We start from the raw sequence: 24,445 nt of genomic DNA, 5'->3' as shown, positions 1-24,445 counted from the left end.
TTTACCATATGAAGCAGACCCTGACGATACGTTCTGGAGGACACATGGCAACACGAATTGAATTTCACAAGCACGGTGGCCCGGAAGTACTTCAAGCCGTAGAGTTCACTCCTGCCGATCCGGCGGAGAATGAAATCCAGGTCGAAAATAAAGCCATCGGCATCAATTTTATCGACACGTATATCCGCAGCGGCCTTTATCCGCCGCCATCGCTACCCAGCGGATTAGGTACCGAAGCGGCAGGCATCGTGAGTAAAGTCGGCAGTGGTGTAAAGCATATTAAGGCAGGCGATCGCGTAGTCTATGCACAGTCGGCATTAGGCGCTTACAGCTCTGTGCATAACGTCAATGCCGATAAAGCGGCGATTCTGCCCGCGGCAATTTCTTTTGAGCAAGCGGCGGCATCATTCCTGAAAGGCTTAACGGTTTATTATCTGCTGCGCAAAACCTATGAAATTAAACCTGATGAGCAGTTCCTGTTCCACGCAGCGGCTGGCGGCGTTGGCTTAATTGCCTGCCAGTGGGCAAAAGCCCTTGGGGCGAAACTTATCGGCACCGTGGGAACCGCGCAAAAAGCGCAGAGTGCGCTAAAAGCGGGCGCATGGCAGGTTATTAACTATCGCGAAGAGAATCTGGTCGAGCGGTTAAAAGAGATCACCGGTGGCAAGAAAGTGCGCGTGGTGTACGATTCCGTGGGCAGAGACACCTGGGAACGGTCGCTGGATTGCCTGCAACGCCGCGGCTTAATGGTCAGTTTTGGCAACTCATCAGGCGCGGTTACCGGTGTGAACTTAGGCATTCTCAATCAGAAAGGCTCGTTGTATGTGACACGCCCTTCCCTGCAAGGCTATATCACCACGCGGGAGGAATTAACCGAGGCCAGTAATGAACTATTCTCTTTGATTGCCAGCGGTGTGATTAAGGTCGATGTCGCCGAACAACAGAAATATCCGCTGAAGGATGCGCAGCGTGCGCATGAGATTCTGGAAAGCCGGGCGACGCAAGGTTCCAGCCTGTTGATTCCATAAAAGAAATAGGGCTTCCACCTGGGAAGCCCTTTCTTTTTATAGTTCGGCTGTATGTAGGGTACAGCACGATGAATCTGTTAGAGGCGCAATAGTGACAGATTTGATTATCAATTCCTATTTTGTTCTAAGGATAAAACCTTAGGTTGTGATCGTCCGCACAATCCCTTAGTAACGCCAACGGTCATAGCGCTGATATTTCGGCACTTTTGGTGCTTTAATCGTCTTAATAACCCACACCACCGCAATCGCCAATAACAGCCACGGCAGCAACTTAATCATCAATGCCAGCATACCGCCGAGGAACATAATGGCCGTCGCCACAACCAGCGCAGCGATAATACCCAGCAACGAAACGCCGGTGACCATCAGCATGACAAAAAAGCCAATCACAAAAAGTAGTTCCAGCATGATGCTCTCCCAAATATGAAATCTCTTGCTGGCATTACAAGAATCATGCCAAAAATAATCTATTGATTTAACAGCAAAACGCCCCGCGACGATGCGCAGGGCGTGGTGAATTTGACTACTTTTTGGTGAAAAGTTAACGCTTATCTGCCACCAGTTTGAGCGCGTGTTCCAGCACGTTAATGTCAGCACCCGCTTTATGGGCATTTTCACTTAAATAACGCCGCCACTGCCGCGCGCCAGGAATACCCTGGAACAGCCCCAGCATATGCCGGGTAATATGGCCCAGATAAGTTCCCTGGCTGAGCTCACGCTCAATATACGGATACATGGCACGCACCACCGCTACCGGATCGGCATCGGTATCCGAGGAACCAAAAATCTCTCGGTCTACCGCCGCCAGAATGCCTGGATTCTGATACGCTTCGCGCCCGACCATCACGCCATCCATATGTTGCAAATGTGCTTTAGCCTCTTCCAGCGACTTGATGCCACCGTTAATCGACATCGTCAGATGCGGAAAGTCGCGCTTCAGTTGATACACACGCGGATAATCGAGCGGCGGGATTTCACGGTTTTCTTTCGGGCTTAACCCAGAAAGCCAGGCTTTACGTGCGTGGATGATGAACATCTCACACTCGCCTTTGCCGGAAACGGTGTTGATGAAATCGCAGAGAAATTCATAGCTGTCCTGGTCATCGATGCCAATACGCGTTTTCACCGTCACCGGAATCGATACGACATCGCGCATCGCTTTCACGCAGTCGGCAACCAGCTGCGCATTGCCCATCAGGCACGCACCAAACATGCCGTTCTGTACCCGGTCAGACGGGCAGCCGACATTCAGGTTGATCTCATCATATCCGCGCGTTTCTGCCAGCTTCGCACACTGCGCCAGCGCCGCCGGATCGCTACCGCCCAGTTGCAACGCTACCGGATGTTCTTCTTCACTGTACGCCAGGTAATCACCTTTACCGTGAATAATCGCCCCTGTGGTCACCATTTCTGTATACAGCAACGTATTGCGGGAAAGCAGACGCAGGAAATAACGGCAGTGCCTGTCCGTCCAGTCGAGCATAGGAGCAATGCTAAACCGAGAATTCCAGCAAACACCAGTTTTTTCAGGCATCACGCTGGTTTGATTAATTTTTTGTGTTTCATGATTATCGTGCATTTTTGAACATTTCAGGCTATTTTTCTCGCGTTAGGTTCCCGCACAGGTTCCCACGTTTTATGGGAACCCGAAATAACGAGGTCGTGTAATGGCGTACTATAACATAGAGAAACGACTAAAATCCGATGGCACACCACGCTATCGCTGTAATGTGATTATCAAAGAAAAAGGTGTTATCACTTACAGGGAAAGCAAAACATTCCCTAAACATGCTCATGCCAAAACATGGGGAACACAGAAAGTGATGGAATTAGATCTATATGGCATTCCATCATCAAATGCAGTTGACGGACTTACAGTCCGTGACTTACTACACAAATATTTAAATGACCCAAATGCCGGAGGTAAAGCAGGCCGTACTAAAAGATATGTGCTGGAACTGCTTATGGATAGTGACATCTCCGCGATCAAACTATCTGAACTGACAGAAAATGACGTAATTGAACATTGCAGGCTAAGAAACAACGCTGGTGCAGGTCCAGCAACAGTCAGCCACGATGTTAGTTATCTTGGCAGTGTTCTGGATGCGGCCAAACCTGTATACGGAATTAATTACACATCAAACCCGGCGAAAAGCGCTCGCCCATATCTACTTAAACTTGGTTTGATTGGTAAATCAAACCGTCGTAATCGTAGACCAGCATCTGATGAACTGGACATGCTCATTGAAGGCCTTCAACAACGATCTACTCATAAATGCTCAAAAATTCCGTTCGTTGATATCCTCAAATTTTCTGTGTGGTCCTGTATGCGGATCGGAGAAGTATGCCGGTTACGATGGGAAGATCTCGACCAGGAACAAAAATCTATACTCGTAAGAGACAGGAAAGATCCACGCAAAAAGGAAGGCAACCACATGAAAGTAGCCTTGCTTGGGGAAGCCTGGGATATCGTCCAACGACAGCCCAAAAAATCGGAATTCATTTTTCCATATAACAGCACTTCTGTTACTGCGGGATTTCAGAGGGTAAGAAGCAAATTAGGTATTAAGGATCTGCGATACCATGATTTGCGTAGAGAAGGGGCAAGTCGCTTATTTGAGGCTGGTTTTAGTATTGAGGAAGTCGCCCAGGTCACAGGGCATCGTTCATTAAACGTGCTATGGCAGGTATATACCGAACTGTATCCGAAATCTTTACATAATCGTTTTGAAGAGCTCCAAAGGAGCAGAAATAAGACCTCTTGACACTGTTTATCCATACAGTTAAAAATAACACTGTATACAAACACAGTATAGAGGGACTTTTATGCGTATTGAAATCTGCATAGCCAAAGAAAAAATGACTAAAATGCCAACCGGTGCTGTGGATGCGTTAAAGGAAGAATTAACCCGACGCATCAGTAAACGTTATGACGATGTAGAGGTGATCGTAAAAGCCACCAGCAACGATGGCCTTTCTGTTACACGCACCGCAGATAAGGATTCTGCAAAAACTTTTGTTCAGGAGACTCTGAAAGATACCTGGGAATCTGCTGACGAGTGGTTTGTTCACTAATTAACACGTAAAATCGGTAACGGCTGGAAATCATTCAATACTCGCACTATCGAAAGTTCGCCAGCCAGCCGCAGCACGTTCTTGCATACGACGTGGCTGCGGCTTCCAACATTAGACAAATAACTCTTTAAATTGCTTTTAAATTATTTCGTTTGAATGCCAGTAACAGGAAATCGTTTATATAGGGTTGATAGCCCAACGTTATAGATACGTGCAACATAACGCCGTGATTTCCCTGCCGCTATGAGCGCTCCCATCTGTTGCCACTGCTCGTCGCTAAACTTCGGTCTACGCCCACCAATCCGGCCTTTGGATCTGGCAATAGCCAAACCAGCTAAAGTTCGCTCGCTATTCAAATCAGATTCATACTGCGCAGCAGAAAGAATATTACGGAAATTATAGCGACCACTTGCTGTTTTCAGGTCTACACCATCTGTAATACTCCGAAAATTAACGCCTTTTTCGTGCAGATTTTGAAACATCAATAGCGCATGTAGCACATTTCTCCCTATCCGATCTAGCTTCCAGACAATCAACTCATCTCCACTTTTCATCACCGAAATTAATTCCTTTAACACAGGGCGATTAGCTGTTCTGCCACTGGCATATTCTTCATAAATTCGCTCACAGCCAGCTGACTCAAGTGCAAGACGTTGCAACTCTGTATCCTGATGATTTGTTGATACACGAACATACCCGTAAATCATGAGTGCTTCTCCTGTTGTAAAAACAGGAGAAGAGGCGAAATATCACCTGATTCAGAAAAATATTTGAAAGGTTGGTTTGGGAGAAGCGGCAAAACGGAATGTGGGCAACGGGGAAAACCAAATCCCTGATATGTCTTTCTGGACGGTTACTGGTGGCAATGGAAATTTTGTGATTCGTCAACCTGACGGGCTAATCATTCAGATGGTTACTGTAAGTATAAGCGGCCCAGTGGCGATGAATGGAATGACTGATAATGCTTATGCCATCACAGGTTCTAATAAGTCTTATATTGCCACAGCCACATTGCCCTTTGTATTTCCTAATAAGGTGCTGGGCGTTATCCCTCTGGTATCAACAACAGCCTATGGTGGTGTATCCAGTAATATTACAGGTTCATACGCGACGGCGGTTTGTTCTTTTGCCGCTGTCCGGGGGAATAATACGATTGTATTCAAAGTCGACAAACCACTGAATGCAGCATTTCCTTCAGATACCAGCGTCTCAGCGTTAATCATTGGACGGTAATAATGAACTCAGTATTCTTTTCACCCGGAAGTAAAAGTTTTTATCTACAAGAATTGTTTCCAGAATATGAGGATGCGGGAACGCTTCCAGATGATGTTATTGAAATTACCCGAGAAACATATGAGCAATTTCTTGGGCTGCATCCAGAAGGGAAAGAAATTGGCGCTGACAGTTCAGGACGGCCAATATGGATTAATTCCCCACCGCCTTCAAAAGAGGATGAGGTGTTGATGGCTGAAATGAAAAAAATATCTTTGGTTTCAGAAGCCAATACCTACATCAATACCCATCAGTGGCCTGGCAAAGCTGCTATTGGTCGTCTGAAAGGTAACGAGCTGGAGCAATATAATTTATGGCTTGATTATCTGGACGCACTGGAACTGGTTGATCCCTCCAGTGCTCCAGATATTGAATGGCCTACGCCTCCGGCAGTTCAGGCCAGATGACATCCGGCGCGGTGCTCGTATCTGTTGCCGTCACCGCGTCAATGTAATCCAGCACAGCGTTAAGCTGGGTTGTTTCTGCCTGCGTCAGTTTCCGTCCGGCCTGTAATTTCAGCTGAATCAGACTGATGGAAGCCATTGCAGCATCAATCAGTGACTGGCGCTGTGCTTCTGCCGCGTCTACTGCGGCGCTATGCTGTGCCTCAGTATCGGTCACCCATTTCTCACCATCCCATTTATCGTATGGAGATAAAGGGGCGATAGTGGTTGTATTTTCAGGGTAATCACCCGGAGCTTTGATTTCTTTTGATTCTCCTGTTTCTGTGCTAAAGACGATTTCACCACGATGGTCTGGCACATATTCCCATGAGTTAAAATCTGCAGAACGGCAGATTGCATAACCAGTTTTGTATGAGCCGGGAGCATCTAAACAGGAACATGCCGGAATGCCGACACCCACAGCAAGATATTCAGTTGATGTAAAAATATATTCCCGTGTTTCACCATCATAGTTATAAACCGTAATATTTCCTGCTTGGGTGGCGATAAATTCGTTATTTAATACAGCGTAATCCATTATGCAGCCCTCACGATATAATTAAAGGCAATGTTTCGAGGACGGTTTTCGTTTGCAGTTGGAACAACTCTGGAAGCATCAAATGTTACTCGCTTTGCATAACCACCTTTAATTGAATCAGATGAAGCATCTCCGATGACGCTGGTTGTAAAAACGCCAGAATCAGAAGGATAGGTATTAAACCTGACATCTACTAATGCACCAATTATATTTCGAATGGCATCGCCCTGTGATGAAAGCAAGCTACGGTTAGTATCAATTCCTCTTCCGTCATCCCAGCCACGAATAAACTCACCACGTAAATCAGGTAATTTATTTGTCGGGTAAGCCTTTGCCAGTTCCGGGTATTCTTCAGCAGAAAAAGCCGCACCATTGCATTTTAGCCAGCCTGTTGGCGGAGTGGCTGAAGGCCACGGAACAGGGACACCAACAGGTAATGCAGAGCCTTCTCCCAAACCAAGGTTTTCGAGAGCCGTTTTCACCGTGCCATCCGATTTGATATCACCAAACGGATTCTTGCGGCTTAACAGCAGAGCACGAAGCGCGGTAAGCAACTGGTCGTTTCGCCCCTTCTCCAGGCTGGCACCGGATGCCTCCACCACGCTGCAGAGTTCTTCCTGCAACATATCAAAGTAGTCATCATCCAGATCGGTGGCAGGTGTGCCAGTCTGGGGGTTACCACGGGTAAAACCGTTCTTACCCGCGCCGAACTTATCCTTCTGCGCGGTTTTCGTGTCTATACGATGCATGGATTACTCCGGATATTTAAAAATTACGTAGGTATGCGACGGGCAGAGTTTGTTAAGCACACATTCGACAACGGTGTCGCCCCAGATACGCAGCGCGGAATCACAGGGATCGCCACATGTCATCCAGGTGGTGTTTGTGGCGGCTGGCATGTTGACCTGCCAGTAATACCGCCATTCCGGCGCATTCACCGCGTCAGTACAGGCCGATGAGCAGGTGAACGTGCTTTTGTCGTATCGCGTGATGGTGGCGTCTGGTCTGCCCAGGGCAGCAAGCTGTGCAAGATAAAAATTCTCGTTGATGCCGCCCGCCAGGTTAACCTTCGCATCCAGCCGTTGCTGACGCTGGCGAAGGGTCTGTGTCCCTGCGGGAATACATTCATCCGGCAGGCCGCACAGACGCTCCCAGCGATTTATCAGTTCGGTGGTGGTGCGCGGATCCAGCTCCCGCATCAGGGCATCCGCACGCTGATGAACGCGAGTTAATGACGGTGCCGCACCGGCAATCGCCGGATCTCTGGCTGACCACGCCGGACCGGGTGGCAACAGTGCCGACAACAGACGGATGTAATCATCGTTTGTCACGTCCATGAAATCGTCCCCAGTACCGCCAGTTCATTTTTTGCAATGGAGATATTGTCCGCCGGTGCAAGCAACTGATGGCTGTATTCCCCGTTCGCACCGGAAATCGCTTCACTGATACGTGACACCTTCAGTTCTCCCTGCGGATAACCATCACGCAGCAGGAACGAACGCAACTCCGCGGTAATGGCAGCCCGTATTTCTGGTGTGTCCGGCGTCACGCGGATATGAAAATCCACCGTATGTGCCACCGGCCTGAATACATACAAATCAGAGCCTGCCACCGGGGCCAGTGGCCCGATATGTTGTCTTGCTGCCGTTTCCGTTGATTCTTCCGGAATGGGATTAATCAGGTCACTGCTGGCAATCATCACACCGACAGTTCCCGTTCCCATCCAGTGACGGTATGTCCATGCGCGGGTAATGCCGGGCACTTCTTTAGCCCAGACGACATAGTCCCCGTCAGCCCCGCCCTGAGGCGTCCAGTAATACCGCTCAATGACGCGGGCGCGCCACGTTTCCAGCTCTTCAGTATCAAATCCACCTGTCAGAGTGTCTGCCACGCCGGAAGACGGCAGACCATTCACCGGCGTGACCAGGATTAATGACGTACCGTCGTCAGCGTTACCGACCGCTCCTGCACTTGAGCAGGCGATCGGCACGCGCAGGACACCACCGGAGCTGGTTGCATCGGCAGTTGCCGTGTACTGCACCAGGTCATCGCGCTGAATAACACTCCCGGCGGTCACCTTCAGGCCATCGCTGACACCTTCCAAGCGCATATACCCGCTGGCAGCCGTGGCCCCCTTGCGCGGACACCGTTTCATCGCAGCATGTCGCGCCAGCCAGGACTCATCGCACAGGTCAGGCAGCATGTTCATTGCCAGATAATCGATGTAACCGTAAACCGTATGCAGCGCCGCCGCATACACCTTTGCCCGCACGTCTTCATCCATGCGCCGGAGCGTGTCGCTGACGTCCAGCCTGGCGAATAAATCGTTACGGAGCATACTGATATTTTCTGCCAGCGTCGGGCGCTGAAATTCACTGTCCGCCATGCGTTATCGCACTCCACAGATCATCAAAAGAAATCATTACCGGTCCGTCACGACGCCAGAGAGTGATACTGTTACCCAGTTCATTAATCCCGGTGCGGCGGATATCCAGATCAATACGGGACACCACGCCGTCATCAATCATCCATTGCAGGCATTCGCGGATATACCCCCTTACCGTCTGCACCTGCTGATTGGTCAGTTTGCTGCGCTGAAGCAGCCACAGTCGGGAGCCGTAACGGTCATTCTGTACCGCAGGCCAGGTATCCCCCCACCATCCCATCGGGACATCGGCGTTGTCATCAGGCTCCGCCCGCCGCCAGGTAAACAGGGAAATCACCACGGCGCGGGTCAGCGGATCCAGCTGTGCGCTGGTGCAGGTGCGTTTACCGTTCACCGTCAGCCACAGTTCCATCATGCCTCCATCGCTTTATCAGGTTTGTCGGTGTTACTGCCCTGACCGTTCTCTCTGTGACGATGCCCGTTATAGGCAAGCCGCATCGCTGACATGGTGGTACCGCCGGAGTCGCACAGGTCTTTCACCTGTCCGGTCACTTCCAGGTCCATTTCAAAACGTGCTCTGGGCGCATTGCGAAACGTGATCGTTTTACCTGCACCGTCCACCACGATCCCCTCCCGGGTCAGCGTCACAGACTGCCCCTGATCGTCATAGACAGCCACCTCACCCGTCAGCAGCCCTTTCAGGCGGTAGCGCCGGTCCGACACCGTAACAACCACCGCATGAGAACGGTCGCCATCCGGAAACAACACCACCGCTTCCGCACCGCTGTTTGCCCTTGCGGTAAAACCGTAGGGTTCAAGATGTTCAACCCCGGCTTTGGGTTCACCGGCAATCAGGGACACATCCACGGTCTGACATTTCGTGGCGGCACTGATGCTTTTCACCACTGCCCGCCCAATCAGGCCGAGAAGTTGTCGCTGCATGGCTTCAATCGTCCTCATCAGAACGGGTCCTCCTGTACTCTGGCTTTTTTCTTTTTCCGCGCGCCGGGGGCTTCGGGTTCAGGCAGATAAGCATCAGGTGGGCCGACACGGATTTCCGTCAGGGTGCCGTTCTGGTCCTGAGTAAACGTGACTTCCGAGACAAGCAGTTCGGTATTGTCGAAACCACAGACCGGATCGAAGACAATCACCCGCTGGTTGGGCTGCCACAGCGTACCGTTACCCTGTCGCCAGCCCTGCACCACATAGGTGGTTTCATCCGTCCGCGCCGCCCGTTGTCGGGCTTCAAAGTCAGCACGCGCAATACAACCTGCCCCCGTGGCCTGCCCTGTCTGCCTGATATACATCGGACGGTAACGGGCAATAAATGCGTCCTCTGTGCGGGCCCGCAGCGCGGTGGTGGTGGCCTCACCGAAATCATCGTCGTTTCCGGCACGCTGCCCCGCCACCTGGTAAACAGAAAACCGCTCCCGGATACTCTTCTCCGTATCACAGGAAAGGATGTTTTCCCCAAGTACCAGCGCGGTATGTGCCCGCGTTGAGCCAATACCGCCAATCACCAGCCTGCCGTGCGGGTCGTCGTAAGCCAGCGCCTGCTGCTGACCGAGTATTTTGTTGATTACCTCAATCACCGTTTCACCGTGATCAGGCTGAACATCAGGAATAACACCCGACGGCGCACCGCTGTTCACCACCTCAATGCCGAAAGGCGCAGCAAGCGCCTGCGCAATCTGCACCAGCGAGCGTCCGTTAAACTGTGTCGGTTCGGCTGCACAGTCAATCAGGTCAGCCGTCAGACTACGTCCGGCAATACCGGTGCTGACCGAACGGGCATCGTAACGAACGGGAGTCGCCTCCACCCAGCCGGTGATCACCAGCTCATCACCAATCAGCACTTCCACTTTTGAACCGTTTTTAATGCGCGGCTGAAGCATGGTGATACCCTCATCTCCCGGCCACTGGCGAGTGATCTCCACACTGAAATCCCGCGCCAGCCGTTCAATACCGGCACCGATGCGCACCGATGTCCAGCCATTCCACTCCCGGCCATTTACCCGTAGCGTGACATTGTCGTTCATTGCACTGGCACCTTCAGAGGGATCACCGGCACAAAGCCGGGATGCGTAATGGCATTACGCCGGATAATGTCCGAGTCACGCGCCGCGTTATCAAACCAGGTCGCCGCCAGCACCAGCGCGGGTAAAACCTCATCCGGCGTGCGCTGAATGATCCGTGCAGACTGTTCAAGGCGCGTGTTGATATCCGCATTCAGATCTGCTTTCACCCGGCGCAGCGCCAGAAACAGCGCATCACTGGTTGTACGGGACAACTCCTTATCAATTGCCGTATTCAGTGTGTCGCGAATGTCGGTCAGTTCTTCCCACGTTGGCAGGTCAACCGTGTTTTTCACCGCCGGTGCATTGTTCAGTGCCGGATGCGTGACAGAAGGCCAGCCGGTGCTCTGCGCGGGTGTTGTTGACTGCCCCACTGTGGCATTCTGCATCACCGCGGAAGTTGTGGGCGCAGGCAATCGTGTGACGGCATACGCCGCTTCGCTGATTGCGGTCGTACGAAGGGTGCTGGCAACCACGTTACGCTGCTGCGTCGCCGTGGCGGTGGTTTTACTGTCCGTTTTCCAGACGCCGCGCGGTTGCAGATCGCTGCCGAGGCTGACACCGGAAAGCGTTTTGATCATGGTGACCAGGTCGCTGGCGTTACCATAAAGGCGTTTCCCGGTACGCCACATTTTCTGCACCTGCTCAACGAAATTTTTGCCTGACGATGGCGGCGGCAGAAGTACCGAGATATCCCCCTGCAACAGCCTGGCGGCATCCGATACGGCAGAATCCACCACTTTCATCGCATCAGAAACATACCCAAGCATTGTGCTGGCATTACCGACGACGTCGTTCTGCACAAAATCTGCCACACCATCGATACTGAAACCACTGAAGCTATCACTGATGCAGTCATCCAGTGCAGAACAGGATGACATCAGCGTCTGCGCCGTCGCCGCACCTGAAGTGGGGTAAGAGAGTTCTCCCGCTTCGACAAACTTCAGGTCAAAGCGGACAATACGCCCTTCACTCTTCGATGTGCTGACCCTAACTTCCCCGTCAACACAGACTTTCAGCTCACCGTAAGTCGGATGGACAAGCGTGCCAGGACCGGGTTTATTCAGCGCGTCAATCAGGCGATCGCGCTGGTCAAAGCAGTCATCTCCCACCACATAAGCTGTGATGGACGGGCGGAAAGTGATTTTCCCCAGGTCTTCGGTATAGGGTTTGTCGCGGTTCGGGTATTCGTGCGTTTCCACACGACGACCGGTTCCCGCACTTTCTTCTTCAACCTTAAACGGCACACCGCGAAATGACGCGTCCTGAAGTCTGTCTTTCCACGTCATATAAACTCCGTACATAAAAAATCCCACCGGAGTGGGACTCATTAACAGATTAATTTTTCATTACCTGCCAAAGCGCGTATAGCCAACATCATGGCTGACATCAAAACCGCTGGATCGCGTTTCCATAACCCGCATACCCGGAGGCGAATTCACAAAAGAGACCTTGATCTCACCATCAACTTTTGGCGCAGAAGCTTTGTTAATCATGAAGGGATTCGGGCCTGTGGCATCGGAGGCGTTGTTTGACTGAGCCGGATCTACCGCCTGATAAGGTGTGTATCCCCGTGCCGGTATTCCCGTCCCATAAGCATCATAAGCACCCGCGCCCCACTGCGCAGAGTTAATGGCATCGACCGTGTCACCGGAACTGTCGGTAAACCACTCAATAATTGGCTTCAGCTTGTCCCACATATCCTGAAACCACTTAACAACCGGTCCCCAGTTATTGATTACCATCCCCAGCGGCGACCAGGCAAAAACCTTCTTCAGAAGTTCCCAGCCAGCCTCAAAATAAGGACCAATGGTTTCCCAGAGCTTCTTGAAATAAGGTCCGACAACATCCCAGTTAGTGATAATTAATCCCGCAGCCAGGGCTATCGCCGTCGCAATCATTCCAATCGGCGTCATCGACATGATCCTGCTGACAATACTGATGGCACCGCCAACGCCCATCAATCCCAGTTTCAGAATCGCAAGACCGGCAGCAAGCCCGACGACGCCGCGAATAACCCGGGGATTTTCATCCGCAAACTTCGTGAATTTTTCCCCTAACTCCCCCAGCCATTGCGTGATATTTTTGGCGTCACCAGAAAATGCGCCGCCAATAGCCGCAAGGCCGTTAGTTGCGGTCCCCGTCATTGCCTCCCACAGGTTGGACAGCGTACCAAGCTGGGCCTGAACACGTTTATTCAGGCTGGCCTGTTTATTCATCTTCTGCTGGATCTGATCGTAGCCATCCTTTCCTTTATCGATTAGTGCATTGACCACCTGAAGGGTTTCGGCATCATCACCAAATATTGCCTTAAGTACACCTGTTCGCTTAACGTCGGTCAGTTTTCGCAGCTTTGCCAGTTGCCTGAACATGTTATCAAGACCGCCAAAACTCCCTTTGCCGTCAGTAAAATCGAGCTGCACTCCGAGTTTCTGGCGGGCCATGACTTTATTGACGTCCCTGATTTTCTTAACGCTTAATCCGGACTGGATAACTTTTCGCAGGGCATTACCTGCCGACTCCCCGTTCATCCCCATCTGATCCATCATGACGCTGATAGGGGCAAGGCTCTGTGCAGCCTGAAGACCGTCCTTGTTCACCATCTTCAGAACAGAACTGGTTTTAGTGAAGAAGGACAACATGTTGGTATCGTCAACGCCCAGATAAAACGCCTTCTGGATAGTGTCGAACAGCCCCATCATGTCTTCTGACGCCGTTCCGGTAGCATCCTGCATCTTTGCAGCAAACTCAGCAGCCGCTTCCGGTGTTTTTTTCAGTTGTACCGCAAGATAAGCTGTCGCTTTACCCACACCACCAAGAATGTTTTCTGCCGGGATCCCCTGACGCACCAGCATCTGCATCATGTTCTGGAAATCAGCCGTTGTACCGGGTAGCTGGTTACCCAGGCCAATAGCCAGTTTATTGATGTCCTGAAAGCTCTTTCCGACCTCGCCGTTCGCATCCATCATGGCGACTTTCAGCCCGGTGGCGGCGTTTTCCTGATCGGCATAAGATTTCAGGGAAAGCGTCAGACCCGCTGCCAGTCCGCCACCAAGCGCCAGCCCACCCTGTGATGCTTCTTCCGCCTGGCGTTTAAATCCCCGGATTTTCTTTTGCATTTTCGACAGCGCGGGAGAAAGTCTGTCGACACCGGTGATCAACGCCTTAAGCTCAAATTCAGCCATGTGTGCGTTTCTCCTGCTCTATCCTGTTTGCCTGACTGACCAGCAAGGGAATTTCACTGATCGGCATATTCAGCAATTCGAAGGGATTAATGCGCCAGTAGCTGGCGCAGTCAAAGAAGCGATCAGTGAGGTATTCAGCCGTCAGGCCTGGAGGAAAAAACCAGCCACAAGCCACGCCGCAGCATTCAGGTCTGCCGGAGACATCTGGTCGACAGAGTTTTGCGGCACTTTCGCCAGCCGCACAATGTATTTCGATACCACATGCGCCAGAAGTCTGACGGACTCATCCTGATTCATCTGGTAGGGATACCCCAGCTCGCGGACATCTCTCCCGGTGGGCTCATCAAACTCCAGTACGGAGAGTGTCTCGCCATGAGCGGTAATCGGTTTCTTTAACTCAAGCTCTTTCATTACTGGTAATCCCCTTCTTCACCGTGGAACTCAAGATCAACCGTCCCTTCTTCGGCATTATGGTTCGCTTCGCCGTGCAGCCAGGCAGACGACAGTACATAGACCTGACCGTTCGCCAGCTCGGCAGTGATGGTCATCTCATCAGACGAGGTGATTTTGCTCACCGGAAAATTCTTCGGCACCTTGAAGGTCCCTTTAACATAAGGCGCACGGTGAGTTTCCTTGCGGTCCACTGAACCGTCCAGGCCGATGATGTCATCATTGACCGTCCTGTTCATGGGCACCTCAATGCCGCCGGTCAGCGATAGCTGCTGACCGTCAATTTTGAAATAACAGGTTCCCCCGATACGGGCCATTATGCAGACTCCTCTGAATACTGAAGACGGAACTGGTTAACCACGGCAAAGACACGCAACTGGTTAACATAGTCAGGCGGGAACAGCGTGTTCAGGCGGTTCGGATCGCTGGCATCACGCTCCACAACCAGGTACTGCTTAAACAGTTCGTAGTTTTCCACGATCCCCGCACGCTCAAGCTGACGGTAGGTTGCCAGCAGTTCCCCTTTGATCACCGCCGGGGTGACAATCGCCTGACCGGGACCAAAGCGGATACCGTCGCTGGCAAGCTTGTGACGCCCGTACTTACTGGTAATGACGGATTTCAGTTTGCGCAGTACATACGCACTGGTATGCAGCGTCTCGCTGTCGAGGTAGCTGTTATCCGCAACCCCGTAAGCGTTTTTCCTGTACGTGGTGACATCACGCTGAATGCGCAGTACCCCGCTTTCGACATACGCCGTTGCCACGCCATGAGACAGCAGGGTCTGTTGTTCGGTCATCGTGAACCGTTTCCCCTTCGGCGCAGGCAGCATACCCACCAGCTCACCGGTCTGCGTGGGACGTGCCGGATCGTTGCGGATAAACACCGCTGCGCGGGCGGTACGGCTTGCCGCCAGCTCGTCGGCAGGCGTCTGGGTGTCTTTTTCGTACCCCGCCAGGGTAATGTGCTGCTGGTTAAACTGGTCACCTGCGGTCACCAGTTCTGACAGCGTGCCGATCTTTGCCGTATACACATGACCATACAGCTGACGCGCATAGCTCCAGCGACCGCTGGTATCGTTCATCTCGGTCACCAGCGTGTTAACGGAGGCCGTGTCGTTGAACGGCAGGCCGATATAATCAAACGGCTCATCCGCCATTGCAGCCACCGCGCCGGTGAGAACCGGAGCACCCGTTCCGGCGGTACCCGTCGCCACGGCAATCTGTACGCCCGCTGGCAGCACTTCGCCCCCACCAAAGCCGTAGTAATTGAGGCTGACAGGAATTTCATTCCCGCAAAGCCCCTTATGACGCGCGGTCAGTGTAACCACGCCTGCCGAAGATGAAGCCGTAAACGGCAGGGCCGGAACGGCATTGATGGCATCCTGGATACTGCTGGCAATCATCGTGACGTTATCGCCGTTAGTCACCGGTGCCTGCACGCGGGTACGTCCCACATACACATTCACCGTGCCGGTTTCGGTTGCCGCCCCGGTCACCGTCAGCGTAACCGTTGCCGCCGCGCCTGTGGATTCAGGAACGGCAATCACATACAGCTCGCCAAACGGGTCAGTCTGGCGATAAGCCTCGACCATACGCGCCAGCTGACTTCCCGCACCACAAATCTGGCGTGCATAGTCTGCCGACGGCATCAGTACCAGACTGTTGGCAACAATCTCTGCACCGTGATTGGCATGACCAATCAGCAGCGATGCTCCGCTGTCCTGTGCAGTATTCGCCGCCTGGTTATCCATTTCCGCATAAAACAACGGAACCAGCGTATTCGACGGAATGGTGTTAAAGCTTATCGTCATCGGTATTCACCTTTTTATTCACGCGCCGGATATCACCCGCTGCTTCACGGCGCAGCCAGTAGTTGTTCTCGTCAACATTTCGCCCTTCGGCGGGCAAAAGGTCGCCGCGGGCAGGATCAGGAACTGACCGCCCTTTAACAGGTTTGACAAACATGAGGATCCTCAGGAAGGAAGGGTTATTTCGGTGTGATGTTCGATATCGCCGTCAGGCCCGTTACCGGGCTCGAGATAATCAACATCAATCGCCAGCGTTTGCAGTTCATCCAGACTGTTCAGATCATCCTGCTGGCGGGTATCGTCTTCAGTCAGCTCGCTGATGACCGAAAAATCGAACTGATAAATCAGCTCATGACGATTCAGATCCAGCAGCGTGCCGCCGTCATAGGTAATCGGGTTACCGCACGCCTCCGGGTTCCAGCCCAGCAGAGCCTTAAAGAGCATCTGCCGGACATCGTCCACCACATCATACGAGGCAAACTGACCGCGCTCATCACGCCCGTTACTCAGTATGACAACCACGGAGAAGCCCTCTTTCAGCTCCTGCCAGTAGTCGGTCTGGCTTTTGTTTTCTCCCGGAGAGTCATCACCCGGTACCACATACGCCGCCGGGAGTCTCAGCTTTCCGACCTCCGGCAGATTTTTGAACTGGGCCGCGCCTGCCACCCGGTTTTCAAAATACGGACAGCGGGCACGCAGTGCAGCAATAACAGGCGTCAGTTTCATCTGTGTCGTCGCTCCGGCTTCAGTGATTTACGCAATTCCCGCGCCAGAAAATAGCGTGTCCAGCTGCGGTTCTTTTCAAGCGTTTCCACCATGAAGTTATTACGTGGAGCCAGTCGCCAGCCGCTGCCACCGGATGCACCACGATGATGACTACGACGACGTTTTGCTCCTCCCCGGACACCAAAAAACAGAAACGCCGGATAGAAGTCACCAGAGATCATCCGGTTCCCCTTCCCGTTGCGCTGGTTAGGGGCAATGCGTGTCATAAAACCGGCTCGCTTTTTACTGGCTCTCGGCACCATGTAACCAATCGAACGAGCCAGGCGTCCGGTCTGATAACCGGGGTTTTCACCCGGTGCCGACCGCGCACGGCGCATCACCAGCCGACGGGCATCACGCATATGACGCTGACCAATCGTGACAAACGCCCGCCGGACACGGGCGCGGTTAAAGCGCATCTCCGCGGGCTGCTGAAAATCAACGTGCAAAAAGGAAGTCGTCATTGTTGCCTCCGTGACTCTGCCTACATTCGCCCAGCTCCGTACACTCCAGCAGCAGAAAGCGCCGCGCCCCGTTCAGATCGCGCTGACGTTTCACCCGGTACACACTGTCACCGCAGACCACCTCATAATCAGCGGTGATCCCCCGGCGGTAACGAATGGTGATGTAATGGGTGATGGCGTCCCCGGTCTGCGCGGTTTCCTGCCAGGTGGTGGCACTGGTCTGGATAACCTTCGCCCATGTCCGGAACGTAACCGGGTATTGAGGCTCCACGCCAAAGTTATCCGCGGGCATATCCACCCGCAGGCGGATCAGGACGCGTTTATTCAGTTCACCGGGGTCCGGCAGAATGTAGGTTGCGCTGGTCTGCGCCTGACGAATTTTCATTGCGGAAAGTACCTGTACGGGCCGACAAGCCAGCCAAAACTCTGCGGCATGTCGAGTTTCTCCACTTCCGTAACCGACGAGCGGTTTTCGTAAAAATGGCTGATAAGCATCAGCATCCCCAGACGAATATCATCCGGCAGGTGCAGCCCGTCCGGATCGCTGTCCGGAATGGTTTCATCCGGTGCATAGAGCTTCCGGTTCAGATACGTTTCCGTCCGCTTTTGTGCCGCACATGCCAGCAGTTGCAGATGGCGGTCATCAGTATCGAAATCCTCATCCAGCCGGAGTTGGGCTTTAATCTCTTCCATTGTCAGAAGCATACTCAGCCCTCTTTACTGGTCGTGGCTTTTTTCTCTTTTGCCGCTTTACTGCTTTTTGCACTGATTCCGCGCTCTGCTAACCCGGCCTGAAGTGCAATCTCCTGCACCCGGGCAGGAAGCGCCCCGTCGTCATACTCACCGGCCTGAATGACCTCAACACGCATACCGTCCGGTGACCATTTCAGATCTTGTTTCAGGATCATGATTCTTCACCCGTCAGAACAGGGGGCGCGGTTCCGCGCCCCTGAGTGATTACGCCGCTGCAATCTTCAGCAGTTTGATGGCCTGCGAATCGACCAGCATCCCGCCGGTGCGCTTGGTGGTATAAAAACCGACAAACGGTTTATTGGTGTACGGGTCACGCAGAATGCGGGTGCCGATACGGTCAACGATGGTGTAACCCCGTTTGAAGTTACCAAATGCAATGGCTTTCGCATCAGCGGCGATATCCGGCATCTGTTCGTTTTCAGCGATACCGTAACCCGCCAGAGAGGACGGCTGCCCCAGCTCCAGCCCCGGACGCCACAGATAGTTACCCTCGCTGTCTTTCAGCAGACGGATGGCAAACAGGCTGTTGTTGTTCATCATGAACTTCGCGCCAGTGCGGTGTGCCTTACGCAGCGTGTAAATCAGTTTGATAATGGCGTCTGCGGTCACCGCAGTCGCTTCGCCGGATACAATATGCTGAAGTTTGCCGAACGCCCGGACCTTATCGGTTTCATCAGTGGATTCATACGCCAGGAACCCTTTCGGCTTCTTGGTGCCATCGCCTGAGGTAAAGGCAATTTCTTCCTGTTCGGCAAATTCGGTTGCCAGCTCGCTGTTGATCCAGGCCTCCACGTTGAAGAAGGCATCGTCCAGCATTTTCTGGGTAGCCTGCGGGTTGCCGTAGATTTCCCCCATGAGAGGTTCAATCAGCTCCAGTCTGGAGGTGGCAGTCTGGGATCGCGTATCCGTTTCCCCCACCCATCCGGAAGCCGTACCGCCCAGATTCACCAGTTTTTTGTAGTCGGAACCGCCAACGGTGATCACCGTGGCTTCCTGACGCATCACCACTTCATCTTTCAGCAGGGTCAGAATGTTGCGATCCAGCGCTTCCGGCACGGCATAGCCACCGTCTTCATCGGTGCCCACCTGTAATGCCTTGCGCTCCAGATCGCGCAGACCATCTTCACGGCCTTTACGCAGGAAGCCCACAAACGCTTCTTTATGCTCGGTGGCCAGTTTATTTTGCGCACCACCTGCCGGACGTTTCAGCTCAAGCAGCTCTTTTTCAAGGTCGCTTTTGAGATTTTCCAGCTCGCTGAGTTTTCCGTTCAGGGTTTCCACCTGCCCGGCAAGCTTGCCTTTTTCCTGCTCAATCGCATCCACGCGCTTGTCGTTCTTTGCTTTGAAGTCGTCAAACTTCTGCTGCAGCTCCTGCGCGACCTGTTCGACATCTTTAATATCTACCGCCATCGTATTTCTCCTGATTAGAAGTTCAGATTTTTCAGTGCATTCAGTGCAGAGCCCACATCCTCAGCGTCGCGCAGGGACAGTGCGCCATAGCCCCCGGCCATGAATGCTTTGGCCTGGGTACGGGAGAGTCCGACATCACGCAGGACTCTTTCGATTTTTTTCTGTTCGGGGATTTCCCCGCGGGCCAGCGCGTTCTTGACGTCGCTGATCCGCGCCTCGTCGTTAGACGGAAACGTCACCAGACTGACTTCCCAGAGGTCGATTTCTTTCAGCAGAAAGGCTTCTTTCGTCCGGTCGTATTCCCAGTCCTTCAGGACGTACCCAATAGAAAGGCCGGTTAACGAACCGGCCTTCATGTGTGCATGTGCGCGTTTTGCCAGGGGATCATCATCAATGAGCAACCGCCCCCTGACGTAAAGCCCGACATCGTCTTCCTTCATTTCGGTGTAAACACCGATGGGCTCATCCATGCGGTGCTGCCAGAGCAGCGCAGGTAACGCTTTTCTGTCACTCCACGCCCGCAGGGAAGCAGCAAATGCCCCGGACATCACCACATCATCGTGACTGTCCTTTACACCAAAGACGGAGCCATACCCTTCAAACTCACCGGAGTCACTGACAGATTTCAGACTCAGCGGTACATCAAGACGTTGTTTCGTCTGCATTGGCGTTATCCTTCTGCTTACCGGCTTTACTGCCATCGGAGGGTTTCGTGGTCATGTTCATCGGTGTGAGATAGACATCACCACCGGGACGCGGATTCATATCTTCCAGGTCGCGGCAGTCATTGGGAGAGTAAATTCCCCAGTTGATCCCGGTGGCGTAGGCTTCAAAACGGGACTTCATATCCCCGCGCAGTAACGCCCCGGCGTTAAATTTGGCGTAATAAACGCCCTGCTTACTTTTTCGTACCAGTCCGGTGTTGATCCGCTGTTCGATGCGGGTCAGATACGGCACCAGTGAATAGTTGATAAATCCCAGCCCCAGCTCTTCGATATTGTTGAAGGTGGCGCGATCGGTGTTCTGCACCATGTGCAACGGCACCCGGAACAGACGACAGATTTCTTCAAGCTGAAACTTGCGGGTTTCCAGGAACTGGCTGTCCTCGGCGTTCAGCGCCATCGACTTCCAGTCCAGCCCCATCTCAAGGATCATCGGGCGGTGAGCATTGCCAAGCCCGGTGTGACGCTCCTCAAAATCTTTCTTCAGGCGCTCATAAGCCTGATCTGACAGCGTCTGCTCTGTACGCAACACACCCGACGTCACCGCGCCATTGCTGAACAGTCTGGCCCCGTGTTCTTCGGTCGCTGCCGCCAGCGATATTGCCTCGCGGGCATAGGCGATGGGATTCAGCCCCACCAGTCCGTCCAGCGTCAGCGTGCGCACATGCCAGATATCCTCCTGGCTCAGTACATCCGTGGAGCCATCCGGGAATGTGACCTGATAGATCGGCTCCCAGCTACTGTTAAGCTTCGGTACCACACAGCCGGGATCGACGGGCAGCAGTTCAGCCACTTCGCCAAATGCTTTCACTTTGTAGGCGTAAAAGTTTCCCCTCAGGCACAGACAGGTGACCACCAGCTCCCAGAACTCCTGCGGCGTCATATAGCCATTGGGATGCGTGGAGATCAGCTTATGCAGACGTTCACCAGTGGCTCTCTGTTTCAGGCTGCCGTTCAGGTGATACAGATTGCAGGGCAACATCCCGACCGACTCTGCCAGCACCCTGACGCAGGAAAAAACCGCCGTCAGTCGCATGGCCCGCTGGCTGCTGATCTGCTTTCCGGTATAGGTGTCATATGACAGCCCGATAGCATCCGCCAGCTCTGCTGGCGTAGTCACCGGTGCGTCACTTTTTCGTTGAAATAATCCCGAAAAGAACACTATTTACCTCCGCCGACAGACGGCTGTGTACGGTCGAGATATCGCGCCACCAGCCACGACCAGAACAGGCACAACGCCCCGGCAACAACAAACCCCGCCGGGGGATAAATCAGCCAGGCACCATACGCCAGCAAAAGCGCCCCCAGCACGCCCACCATAGGCGCGAGAATCAGCATGATCATAATTACCTCAGTTAAAGCGAGCGGATCCCATAGGACTCAATGTGGTCAGACAGCGTGTCTTCTTTCTCGTACAGCATGGCTCTGCCAACCGCCATAATCAGCGCCACTGCACCATCGATTTTGTTTTCCGCCTGCTCTTTGACGGGCTTCACCACATCATCGTTACCCGGAATGGTTTTGCCGACCACGTTGCCGATACACCAGGTCATGATGGGATTGCCATCATGATGAAAGCGCCCCGATTCAATTGCCGCTTCCAGCTCTTTCATCGGGTCGGACATGTTGGTGTAGTTCTGAATGATAGTGATGGGGTTCAGGTCTTCATCAGCAAGGTCATGTGAGAGCCCGGTCGCCCCGAAGGGGTCGATGGGTGACTCGCTGACCGGGCTGATTTTGTTCGCCGCTTTGGCCTCTTCGAGGATGTAGCGATAATCCACCTCCGCACCATCGGTAACGGTCAGAACGCCCATTTCCACCCATTTCTGAAAGCGTTCGGCTGTCCGTCGATCTTCATTTTTCTCGACGCTGTACACCGTGTCATACGGTACCCAGAAACACGGGGCCACACTGTAGTAATGCGTTTTACCGTCAATCTCGCGGGTATAAAGTCGCGCCATGCTGTTCATATCCAGCTTACGCGCCAGGTCAAAGGCCAGAATGCACGGCTGCCCCTCGAACTGCTCAAGGGTCAGTGATTTATCCTCGCAGCTCTGCCAGCTCACCAGATTGAAATACGCCGAACGCGCCGACACCCAGATATTGAGGTGTTTTGTTTTAAAGACGTTTGCCAGACGGGCGTTATTTTTCGCACGCTGCTGCTGACTTAACAAAAATTCGCGATAAACCGACACGCCAATATTTGGATTGGCTTTTTCCAGCACCTGCGGGTCGGTCCAGTCGTCACCTTCATCAACGGTATAGATGATCCCGAACAGTTCATCGTTAGGCACCGAGCCGTTGAGCATCTCGATGACTTCCCGCCGTTTGTCGTAGCACGGCCCCTCAATGTTGTACCCGGCGGTAGTGATAGCCCACATCAGTGGCTGACGTCGCGCCCCCATCCCGGTAAGCATCGTGGTGTAAAGCGCATCTGTGGCGTGCTCGTGATATTCATCCACCACCGCACAGTGGGGTGATGAACCATCACCGGGGTTACCGATCAGCGGTTCAAAACGCGCACCATCCTCCGGACGGTTCATGTTTGAGGCGTTAACCTCAATCCCGAACGCTTCCGTCAGCATGGGTGTGCGTTTACACATCAGTCTTGCCGGACGAAAGACTTCCCATGCCTGTTTCTCTGTCGTGGCACCGGAATACACTTCCGCGCCGAACTCGTTATCACAGGCAAAACAATACAGGGCGACACCGGCAGAGATTGCCGATTTGCCGTTCTTACGGGGGATTTCGGTATACACCTCACGGAAGCGGCGCAGCCGGGAGCCTTTATTGACCCAGCCAAACGCGCAGCAGATCACAAAGAGCTGCCACGGCTCCAGCGTGATGGGCATCCTCTTAAATGCCCACTCACCCTTGGTGTGCGGCAACAGCTGAATAAATTTGGCGGCCCGTTCAGCCAGGTCCTTGTCGAAGCGGTAACGAAACGACTTACTTTTTTCCGCCATCAGGTCATCAAGATGGCGCTGGCAGGCCTGAATCACAAACTGGCAGGCCACAATCTTTCCGCGCACGACATCACGGGCATACTGATTGGCAGCATTTACGTTGGGGTAAGATTTCCGGCTCATGATTCGATGATTTTCAGAAACGGGTTAGTGGCTTTCTTCTTCCCCGCCAGGCCAATCAGACGCTGGCGGCTGCTGGGGTCGAGTCCGAGCATTGCCCCCGTACTGCTCATCTCGGACTCCTGTTCTTTTTTGGCGGTCAGCTCCGGATTTTTGACCATACCGCCCATTGCACCGGTGATGGTGTTGCCCTGTCTGGCAATATTTTTCACGGCACGTCGCCAGAACTCGTAGGCCACGCACCACCGCTCAAGCACCGCGAGGTCAGTCACGCACAGCAGGCCCTGACCGCAGAGTTCTTTGGTTGTCAGCTGCCACATGATCGTGGCGAGAGGGAGATTTTCTTCTGCGAACCACTCCGGTGGCTCAACACCTTTGATGGGCGTAAAAACAGGTTCATCTTTGTTCAGGGCTCGCTTGCCGGGGTTTCCGGCCAGCGCCTTGCGCGCCGTTGGCTTGGGGCGACGCCCGGAACGCCCCGCCGTTCCAGCCATATGCGGCACTCCTGGTTAAATTTCATTTTTCGCGGGTATAAAAAAACGATGGGGCGGGCAGTCCGGAAGACGTCAGGTCACAGGGATTTGACCCGCCCCTCCCTCACAGACAGTTGAGAATTATTATCACTTTAACCGTTCACGGGCCGTCTTCGCCTTATGGCAGGGCCAGCACAGACTCTGCAGATTACTGTCGGCATCAGTGCCGCCATGCGCTTTAGGGATGATGTGGTCAACGGTTTTCGCCTCGCGCACCACACCAGCACGCAAACACAACTGACACAGGCCTTTGTCACGCTTCAGTACTCGCACCCGGATACCGTCCCACTTCGAACCATAACCACGCTGATGGCGGGACTGGCCCGACTTGTATTGCTTCCAGCCCTCGCTTTTGTGGCTTTCGCAGTAGCCTGACGGGTCAGTCGTGGTATTGCGGCAGCCGCGAACACGGCAGGCTTTTGGGATTCGAGGAGGCATAAATATATTCCT

33 protein-coding genes are annotated in these 24,445 nt (G+C 53.1%); 5 read left to right on the top strand and 28 right to left on the bottom strand.

The window, feature by feature from the left end; genetic code table 11:
* Positions 1 to 44 precede the first annotated feature (44 nt).
* Positions 45 to 1,028 (top strand): quinone oxidoreductase, encoded by a 984-nt coding sequence (locus BEB54_RS10430; RefSeq protein ID WP_001601108.1) that lies wholly within the window; start codon positions 45 to 47, stop codon positions 1,026 to 1,028.
* Between the two features lie 165 nt (positions 1,029 to 1,193).
* Here the strand turns inward: BEB54_RS10430 and pspG are convergent, their stop codons facing one another.
* Together pspG and dusA are read right to left on the bottom strand one after the other, a co-directional pair.
* Positions 1,194 to 1,436: an envelope stress response protein PspG gene (pspG, locus tag BEB54_RS10425; RefSeq protein WP_000891405.1), complete on the bottom strand. Its 243-nt coding sequence runs from the start codon at positions 1,434 to 1,436 to the stop codon at positions 1,194 to 1,196.
* A 133-nt stretch (positions 1,437 to 1,569) separates the two neighbouring features.
* Positions 1,570 to 2,607: a tRNA dihydrouridine(20/20a) synthase DusA gene (gene dusA, locus BEB54_RS10420; protein WP_105282190.1), complete on the bottom strand. Its 1,038-nt coding sequence runs from the start codon at positions 2,605 to 2,607 to the stop codon at positions 1,570 to 1,572.
* An 88-nt stretch (positions 2,608 to 2,695) separates the two neighbouring features.
* Here dusA and BEB54_RS10415 point away from each other — a divergent pair, with 88 nt between their 5' ends.
* Both BEB54_RS10415 and BEB54_RS10410 read left to right on the top strand, forming a co-directional pair.
* A complete protein-coding gene (locus BEB54_RS10415; RefSeq protein WP_000332271.1) occupies positions 2,696 to 3,793 on the top strand; it encodes a tyrosine-type recombinase/integrase in 1,098 nt (365 codons plus the stop codon).
* Between the two features lie 61 nt (positions 3,794 to 3,854).
* Positions 3,855 to 4,103: a DinI-like family protein gene (locus BEB54_RS10410; RefSeq protein ID WP_001217553.1), complete on the top strand. Its 249-nt coding sequence runs from the start codon at positions 3,855 to 3,857 to the stop codon at positions 4,101 to 4,103.
* Positions 4,104 to 4,246: 143 nt separating this feature from the next.
* On the opposite strand, the gene BEB54_RS10400 is transcribed toward BEB54_RS10410, so the two are convergent.
* The gene (locus BEB54_RS10400; RefSeq protein ID WP_023993836.1) at positions 4,247 to 4,810 is read right to left on the bottom strand and encodes a recombinase family protein; all 564 of its coding nucleotides are present in this window, start codon (positions 4,808 to 4,810) and stop codon (positions 4,247 to 4,249) included.
* A gap of 130 nt (positions 4,811 to 4,940) precedes the next feature.
* On the opposite strand from BEB54_RS10400, the gene BEB54_RS10395 reads away from it, so the two are divergent.
* On the top strand, positions 4,941 to 5,336 hold the full coding sequence (locus tag BEB54_RS10395) for a hypothetical protein (protein ID WP_049789694.1): 396 nt from the start codon (positions 4,941 to 4,943) through the stop codon (positions 5,334 to 5,336).
* Between the two features lie 2 nt (positions 5,337 to 5,338).
* Positions 5,339 to 5,782: a tail fiber assembly protein gene (locus BEB54_RS10390; protein WP_001089533.1), complete on the top strand. Its 444-nt coding sequence runs from the start codon at positions 5,339 to 5,341 to the stop codon at positions 5,780 to 5,782.
* Here the strand turns inward: BEB54_RS10390 and BEB54_RS10385 are convergent.
* The 25 genes from BEB54_RS10385 to BEB54_RS10260 all read right to left on the bottom strand — a co-directional run bounded on the left by BEB54_RS10385 (position 5,754) and on the right by BEB54_RS10260 (position 24,433).
* Entirely contained in the window at positions 5,754 to 6,356 is a 603-nt protein-coding gene (locus BEB54_RS10385) for a tail fiber assembly protein (RefSeq protein WP_105282189.1), read from the bottom strand. The two genes, BEB54_RS10390 and BEB54_RS10385, sit on opposite strands and share 29 nt — an antisense overlap.
* Positions 6,356 to 7,105, bottom strand: coding sequence for a phage tail protein (locus BEB54_RS10380; protein WP_105282188.1), 750 nt, complete (start codon positions 7,103 to 7,105; stop codon positions 6,356 to 6,358). Before BEB54_RS10380 ends, BEB54_RS10385 begins: the two co-directional genes overlap by 1 nt.
* A 3-nt stretch (positions 7,106 to 7,108) precedes the next feature.
* On the bottom strand, positions 7,109 to 7,693 hold the full coding sequence (locus BEB54_RS10375; RefSeq protein WP_046076242.1) for a YmfQ family protein: 585 nt from the start codon (positions 7,691 to 7,693) through the stop codon (positions 7,109 to 7,111).
* Positions 7,684 to 8,742: a baseplate J/gp47 family protein gene (locus tag BEB54_RS10370; RefSeq protein ID WP_105282187.1), complete on the bottom strand. Its 1,059-nt coding sequence runs from the start codon at positions 8,740 to 8,742 to the stop codon at positions 7,684 to 7,686. Before BEB54_RS10370 ends, BEB54_RS10375 begins: the two co-directional genes overlap by 10 nt.
* Entirely contained in the window at positions 8,729 to 9,154 is a 426-nt protein-coding gene (locus tag BEB54_RS10365) for a phage GP46 family protein (protein WP_060565000.1), read from the bottom strand. Before BEB54_RS10365 ends, BEB54_RS10370 begins: the two co-directional genes overlap by 14 nt.
* A complete protein-coding gene (locus tag BEB54_RS10360; RefSeq protein WP_096967056.1) occupies positions 9,154 to 9,702 on the bottom strand; it encodes a phage baseplate assembly protein V in 549 nt (182 codons plus the stop codon). The genes BEB54_RS10365 and BEB54_RS10360 overlap by 1 nt, the downstream gene beginning before the upstream one ends.
* Positions 9,702 to 10,781 (bottom strand): phage baseplate assembly protein, encoded by a 1,080-nt coding sequence (locus tag BEB54_RS10355; RefSeq protein WP_046076244.1) that lies wholly within the window; start codon positions 10,779 to 10,781, stop codon positions 9,702 to 9,704. Before BEB54_RS10355 ends, BEB54_RS10360 begins: the two co-directional genes overlap by 1 nt.
* Positions 10,778 to 12,106, bottom strand: a complete 1,329-nt coding sequence (locus BEB54_RS10350) for a DNA circularization protein (protein WP_122999759.1) — start codon at positions 12,104 to 12,106, stop codon at positions 10,778 to 10,780. Before BEB54_RS10350 ends, BEB54_RS10355 begins: the two co-directional genes overlap by 4 nt.
* A 60-nt stretch (positions 12,107 to 12,166) precedes the next feature.
* Positions 12,167 to 14,002, bottom strand: a complete 1,836-nt coding sequence (locus BEB54_RS10345) for a phage tail tape measure protein (RefSeq protein WP_028132223.1) — start codon at positions 14,000 to 14,002, stop codon at positions 12,167 to 12,169.
* Between the two features lie 141 nt (positions 14,003 to 14,143).
* A complete protein-coding gene (locus BEB54_RS10335; RefSeq protein WP_096967054.1) occupies positions 14,144 to 14,413 on the bottom strand; it encodes a phage tail assembly protein in 270 nt (89 codons plus the stop codon).
* Positions 14,413 to 14,769, bottom strand: a complete 357-nt coding sequence (locus BEB54_RS10330) for a phage tail tube protein (RefSeq protein ID WP_000090998.1) — start codon at positions 14,767 to 14,769, stop codon at positions 14,413 to 14,415. The genes BEB54_RS10335 and BEB54_RS10330 overlap by 1 nt, the downstream gene beginning before the upstream one ends.
* The gene (locus BEB54_RS10325; RefSeq protein ID WP_046076245.1) at positions 14,769 to 16,265 is read right to left on the bottom strand and encodes a phage tail sheath subtilisin-like domain-containing protein; all 1,497 of its coding nucleotides are present in this window, start codon (positions 16,263 to 16,265) and stop codon (positions 14,769 to 14,771) included. The genes BEB54_RS10330 and BEB54_RS10325 overlap by 1 nt, the downstream gene beginning before the upstream one ends.
* Positions 16,249 to 16,419: a DUF2635 domain-containing protein gene (locus tag BEB54_RS10320; RefSeq protein WP_000497751.1), complete on the bottom strand. Its 171-nt coding sequence runs from the start codon at positions 16,417 to 16,419 to the stop codon at positions 16,249 to 16,251. The genes BEB54_RS10325 and BEB54_RS10320 overlap by 17 nt, the downstream gene beginning before the upstream one ends.
* Positions 16,420 to 16,427: 8 nt before the next feature.
* On the bottom strand, positions 16,428 to 16,988 hold the full coding sequence (locus BEB54_RS10315; protein WP_000779292.1) for a phage tail terminator protein: 561 nt from the start codon (positions 16,986 to 16,988) through the stop codon (positions 16,428 to 16,430).
* Positions 16,985 to 17,491, bottom strand: coding sequence for a hypothetical protein (locus BEB54_RS10310; RefSeq protein WP_000213504.1), 507 nt, complete (start codon positions 17,489 to 17,491; stop codon positions 16,985 to 16,987). The genes BEB54_RS10315 and BEB54_RS10310 overlap by 4 nt, the downstream gene beginning before the upstream one ends.
* The gene (locus BEB54_RS10305) at positions 17,466 to 17,876 is read right to left on the bottom strand and encodes a phage head closure protein (RefSeq protein WP_000702388.1); all 411 of its coding nucleotides are present in this window, start codon (positions 17,874 to 17,876) and stop codon (positions 17,466 to 17,468) included. Before BEB54_RS10305 ends, BEB54_RS10310 begins: the two co-directional genes overlap by 26 nt.
* Positions 17,873 to 18,196 (bottom strand): head-tail connector protein, encoded by a 324-nt coding sequence (locus tag BEB54_RS10300; protein ID WP_000927719.1) that lies wholly within the window; start codon positions 18,194 to 18,196, stop codon positions 17,873 to 17,875. The genes BEB54_RS10305 and BEB54_RS10300 overlap by 4 nt, the downstream gene beginning before the upstream one ends.
* Positions 18,197 to 18,198: 2 nt before the next feature.
* On the bottom strand, positions 18,199 to 18,399 hold the full coding sequence (locus BEB54_RS10295; RefSeq protein ID WP_000601357.1) for a hypothetical protein: 201 nt from the start codon (positions 18,397 to 18,399) through the stop codon (positions 18,199 to 18,201).
* 49 nt (positions 18,400 to 18,448) lie between these two features.
* The gene (locus tag BEB54_RS10290) at positions 18,449 to 19,654 is read right to left on the bottom strand and encodes a phage major capsid protein (RefSeq protein WP_046076246.1); all 1,206 of its coding nucleotides are present in this window, start codon (positions 19,652 to 19,654) and stop codon (positions 18,449 to 18,451) included.
* Between the two features lie 14 nt (positions 19,655 to 19,668).
* On the bottom strand, positions 19,669 to 20,319 hold the full coding sequence (locus BEB54_RS10285; RefSeq protein WP_001193633.1) for an HK97 family phage prohead protease: 651 nt from the start codon (positions 20,317 to 20,319) through the stop codon (positions 19,669 to 19,671).
* A complete protein-coding gene (locus tag BEB54_RS10280; RefSeq protein ID WP_000466250.1) occupies positions 20,297 to 21,538 on the bottom strand; it encodes a phage portal protein in 1,242 nt (413 codons plus the stop codon). The genes BEB54_RS10285 and BEB54_RS10280 overlap by 23 nt, the downstream gene beginning before the upstream one ends.
* Positions 21,538 to 21,720, bottom strand: coding sequence for a protein YmfR (gene ymfR, locus BEB54_RS10275; protein WP_096967053.1), 183 nt, complete (start codon positions 21,718 to 21,720; stop codon positions 21,538 to 21,540). The genes BEB54_RS10280 and ymfR overlap by 1 nt, the downstream gene beginning before the upstream one ends.
* An 11-nt stretch (positions 21,721 to 21,731) precedes the next feature.
* Positions 21,732 to 23,465, bottom strand: coding sequence for a terminase large subunit (locus BEB54_RS10270; RefSeq protein WP_096967052.1), 1,734 nt, complete (start codon positions 23,463 to 23,465; stop codon positions 21,732 to 21,734).
* Entirely contained in the window at positions 23,462 to 23,956 is a 495-nt protein-coding gene (locus tag BEB54_RS10265) for a phage terminase small subunit P27 family (RefSeq protein ID WP_122999758.1), read from the bottom strand. The genes BEB54_RS10270 and BEB54_RS10265 overlap by 4 nt, the downstream gene beginning before the upstream one ends.
* A gap of 126 nt (positions 23,957 to 24,082) precedes the next feature.
* The gene (locus tag BEB54_RS10260; protein WP_064556834.1) at positions 24,083 to 24,433 is read right to left on the bottom strand and encodes an HNH endonuclease; all 351 of its coding nucleotides are present in this window, start codon (positions 24,431 to 24,433) and stop codon (positions 24,083 to 24,085) included.
* Positions 24,434 to 24,445 lie beyond the last annotated feature (12 nt).

Origin of the sequence: Escherichia sp. MOD1-EC6021 (assembly GCF_002965245.1) — a bacterium.
In the GTDB taxonomy this organism is placed as follows: domain Bacteria; phylum Pseudomonadota; class Gammaproteobacteria; order Enterobacterales; family Enterobacteriaceae; genus Escherichia; species Escherichia coli_F.
The sequence above is the reverse complement of the archived record's forward strand: the minus strand, read 5'-3'. Positions and strand labels throughout refer to the sequence as shown.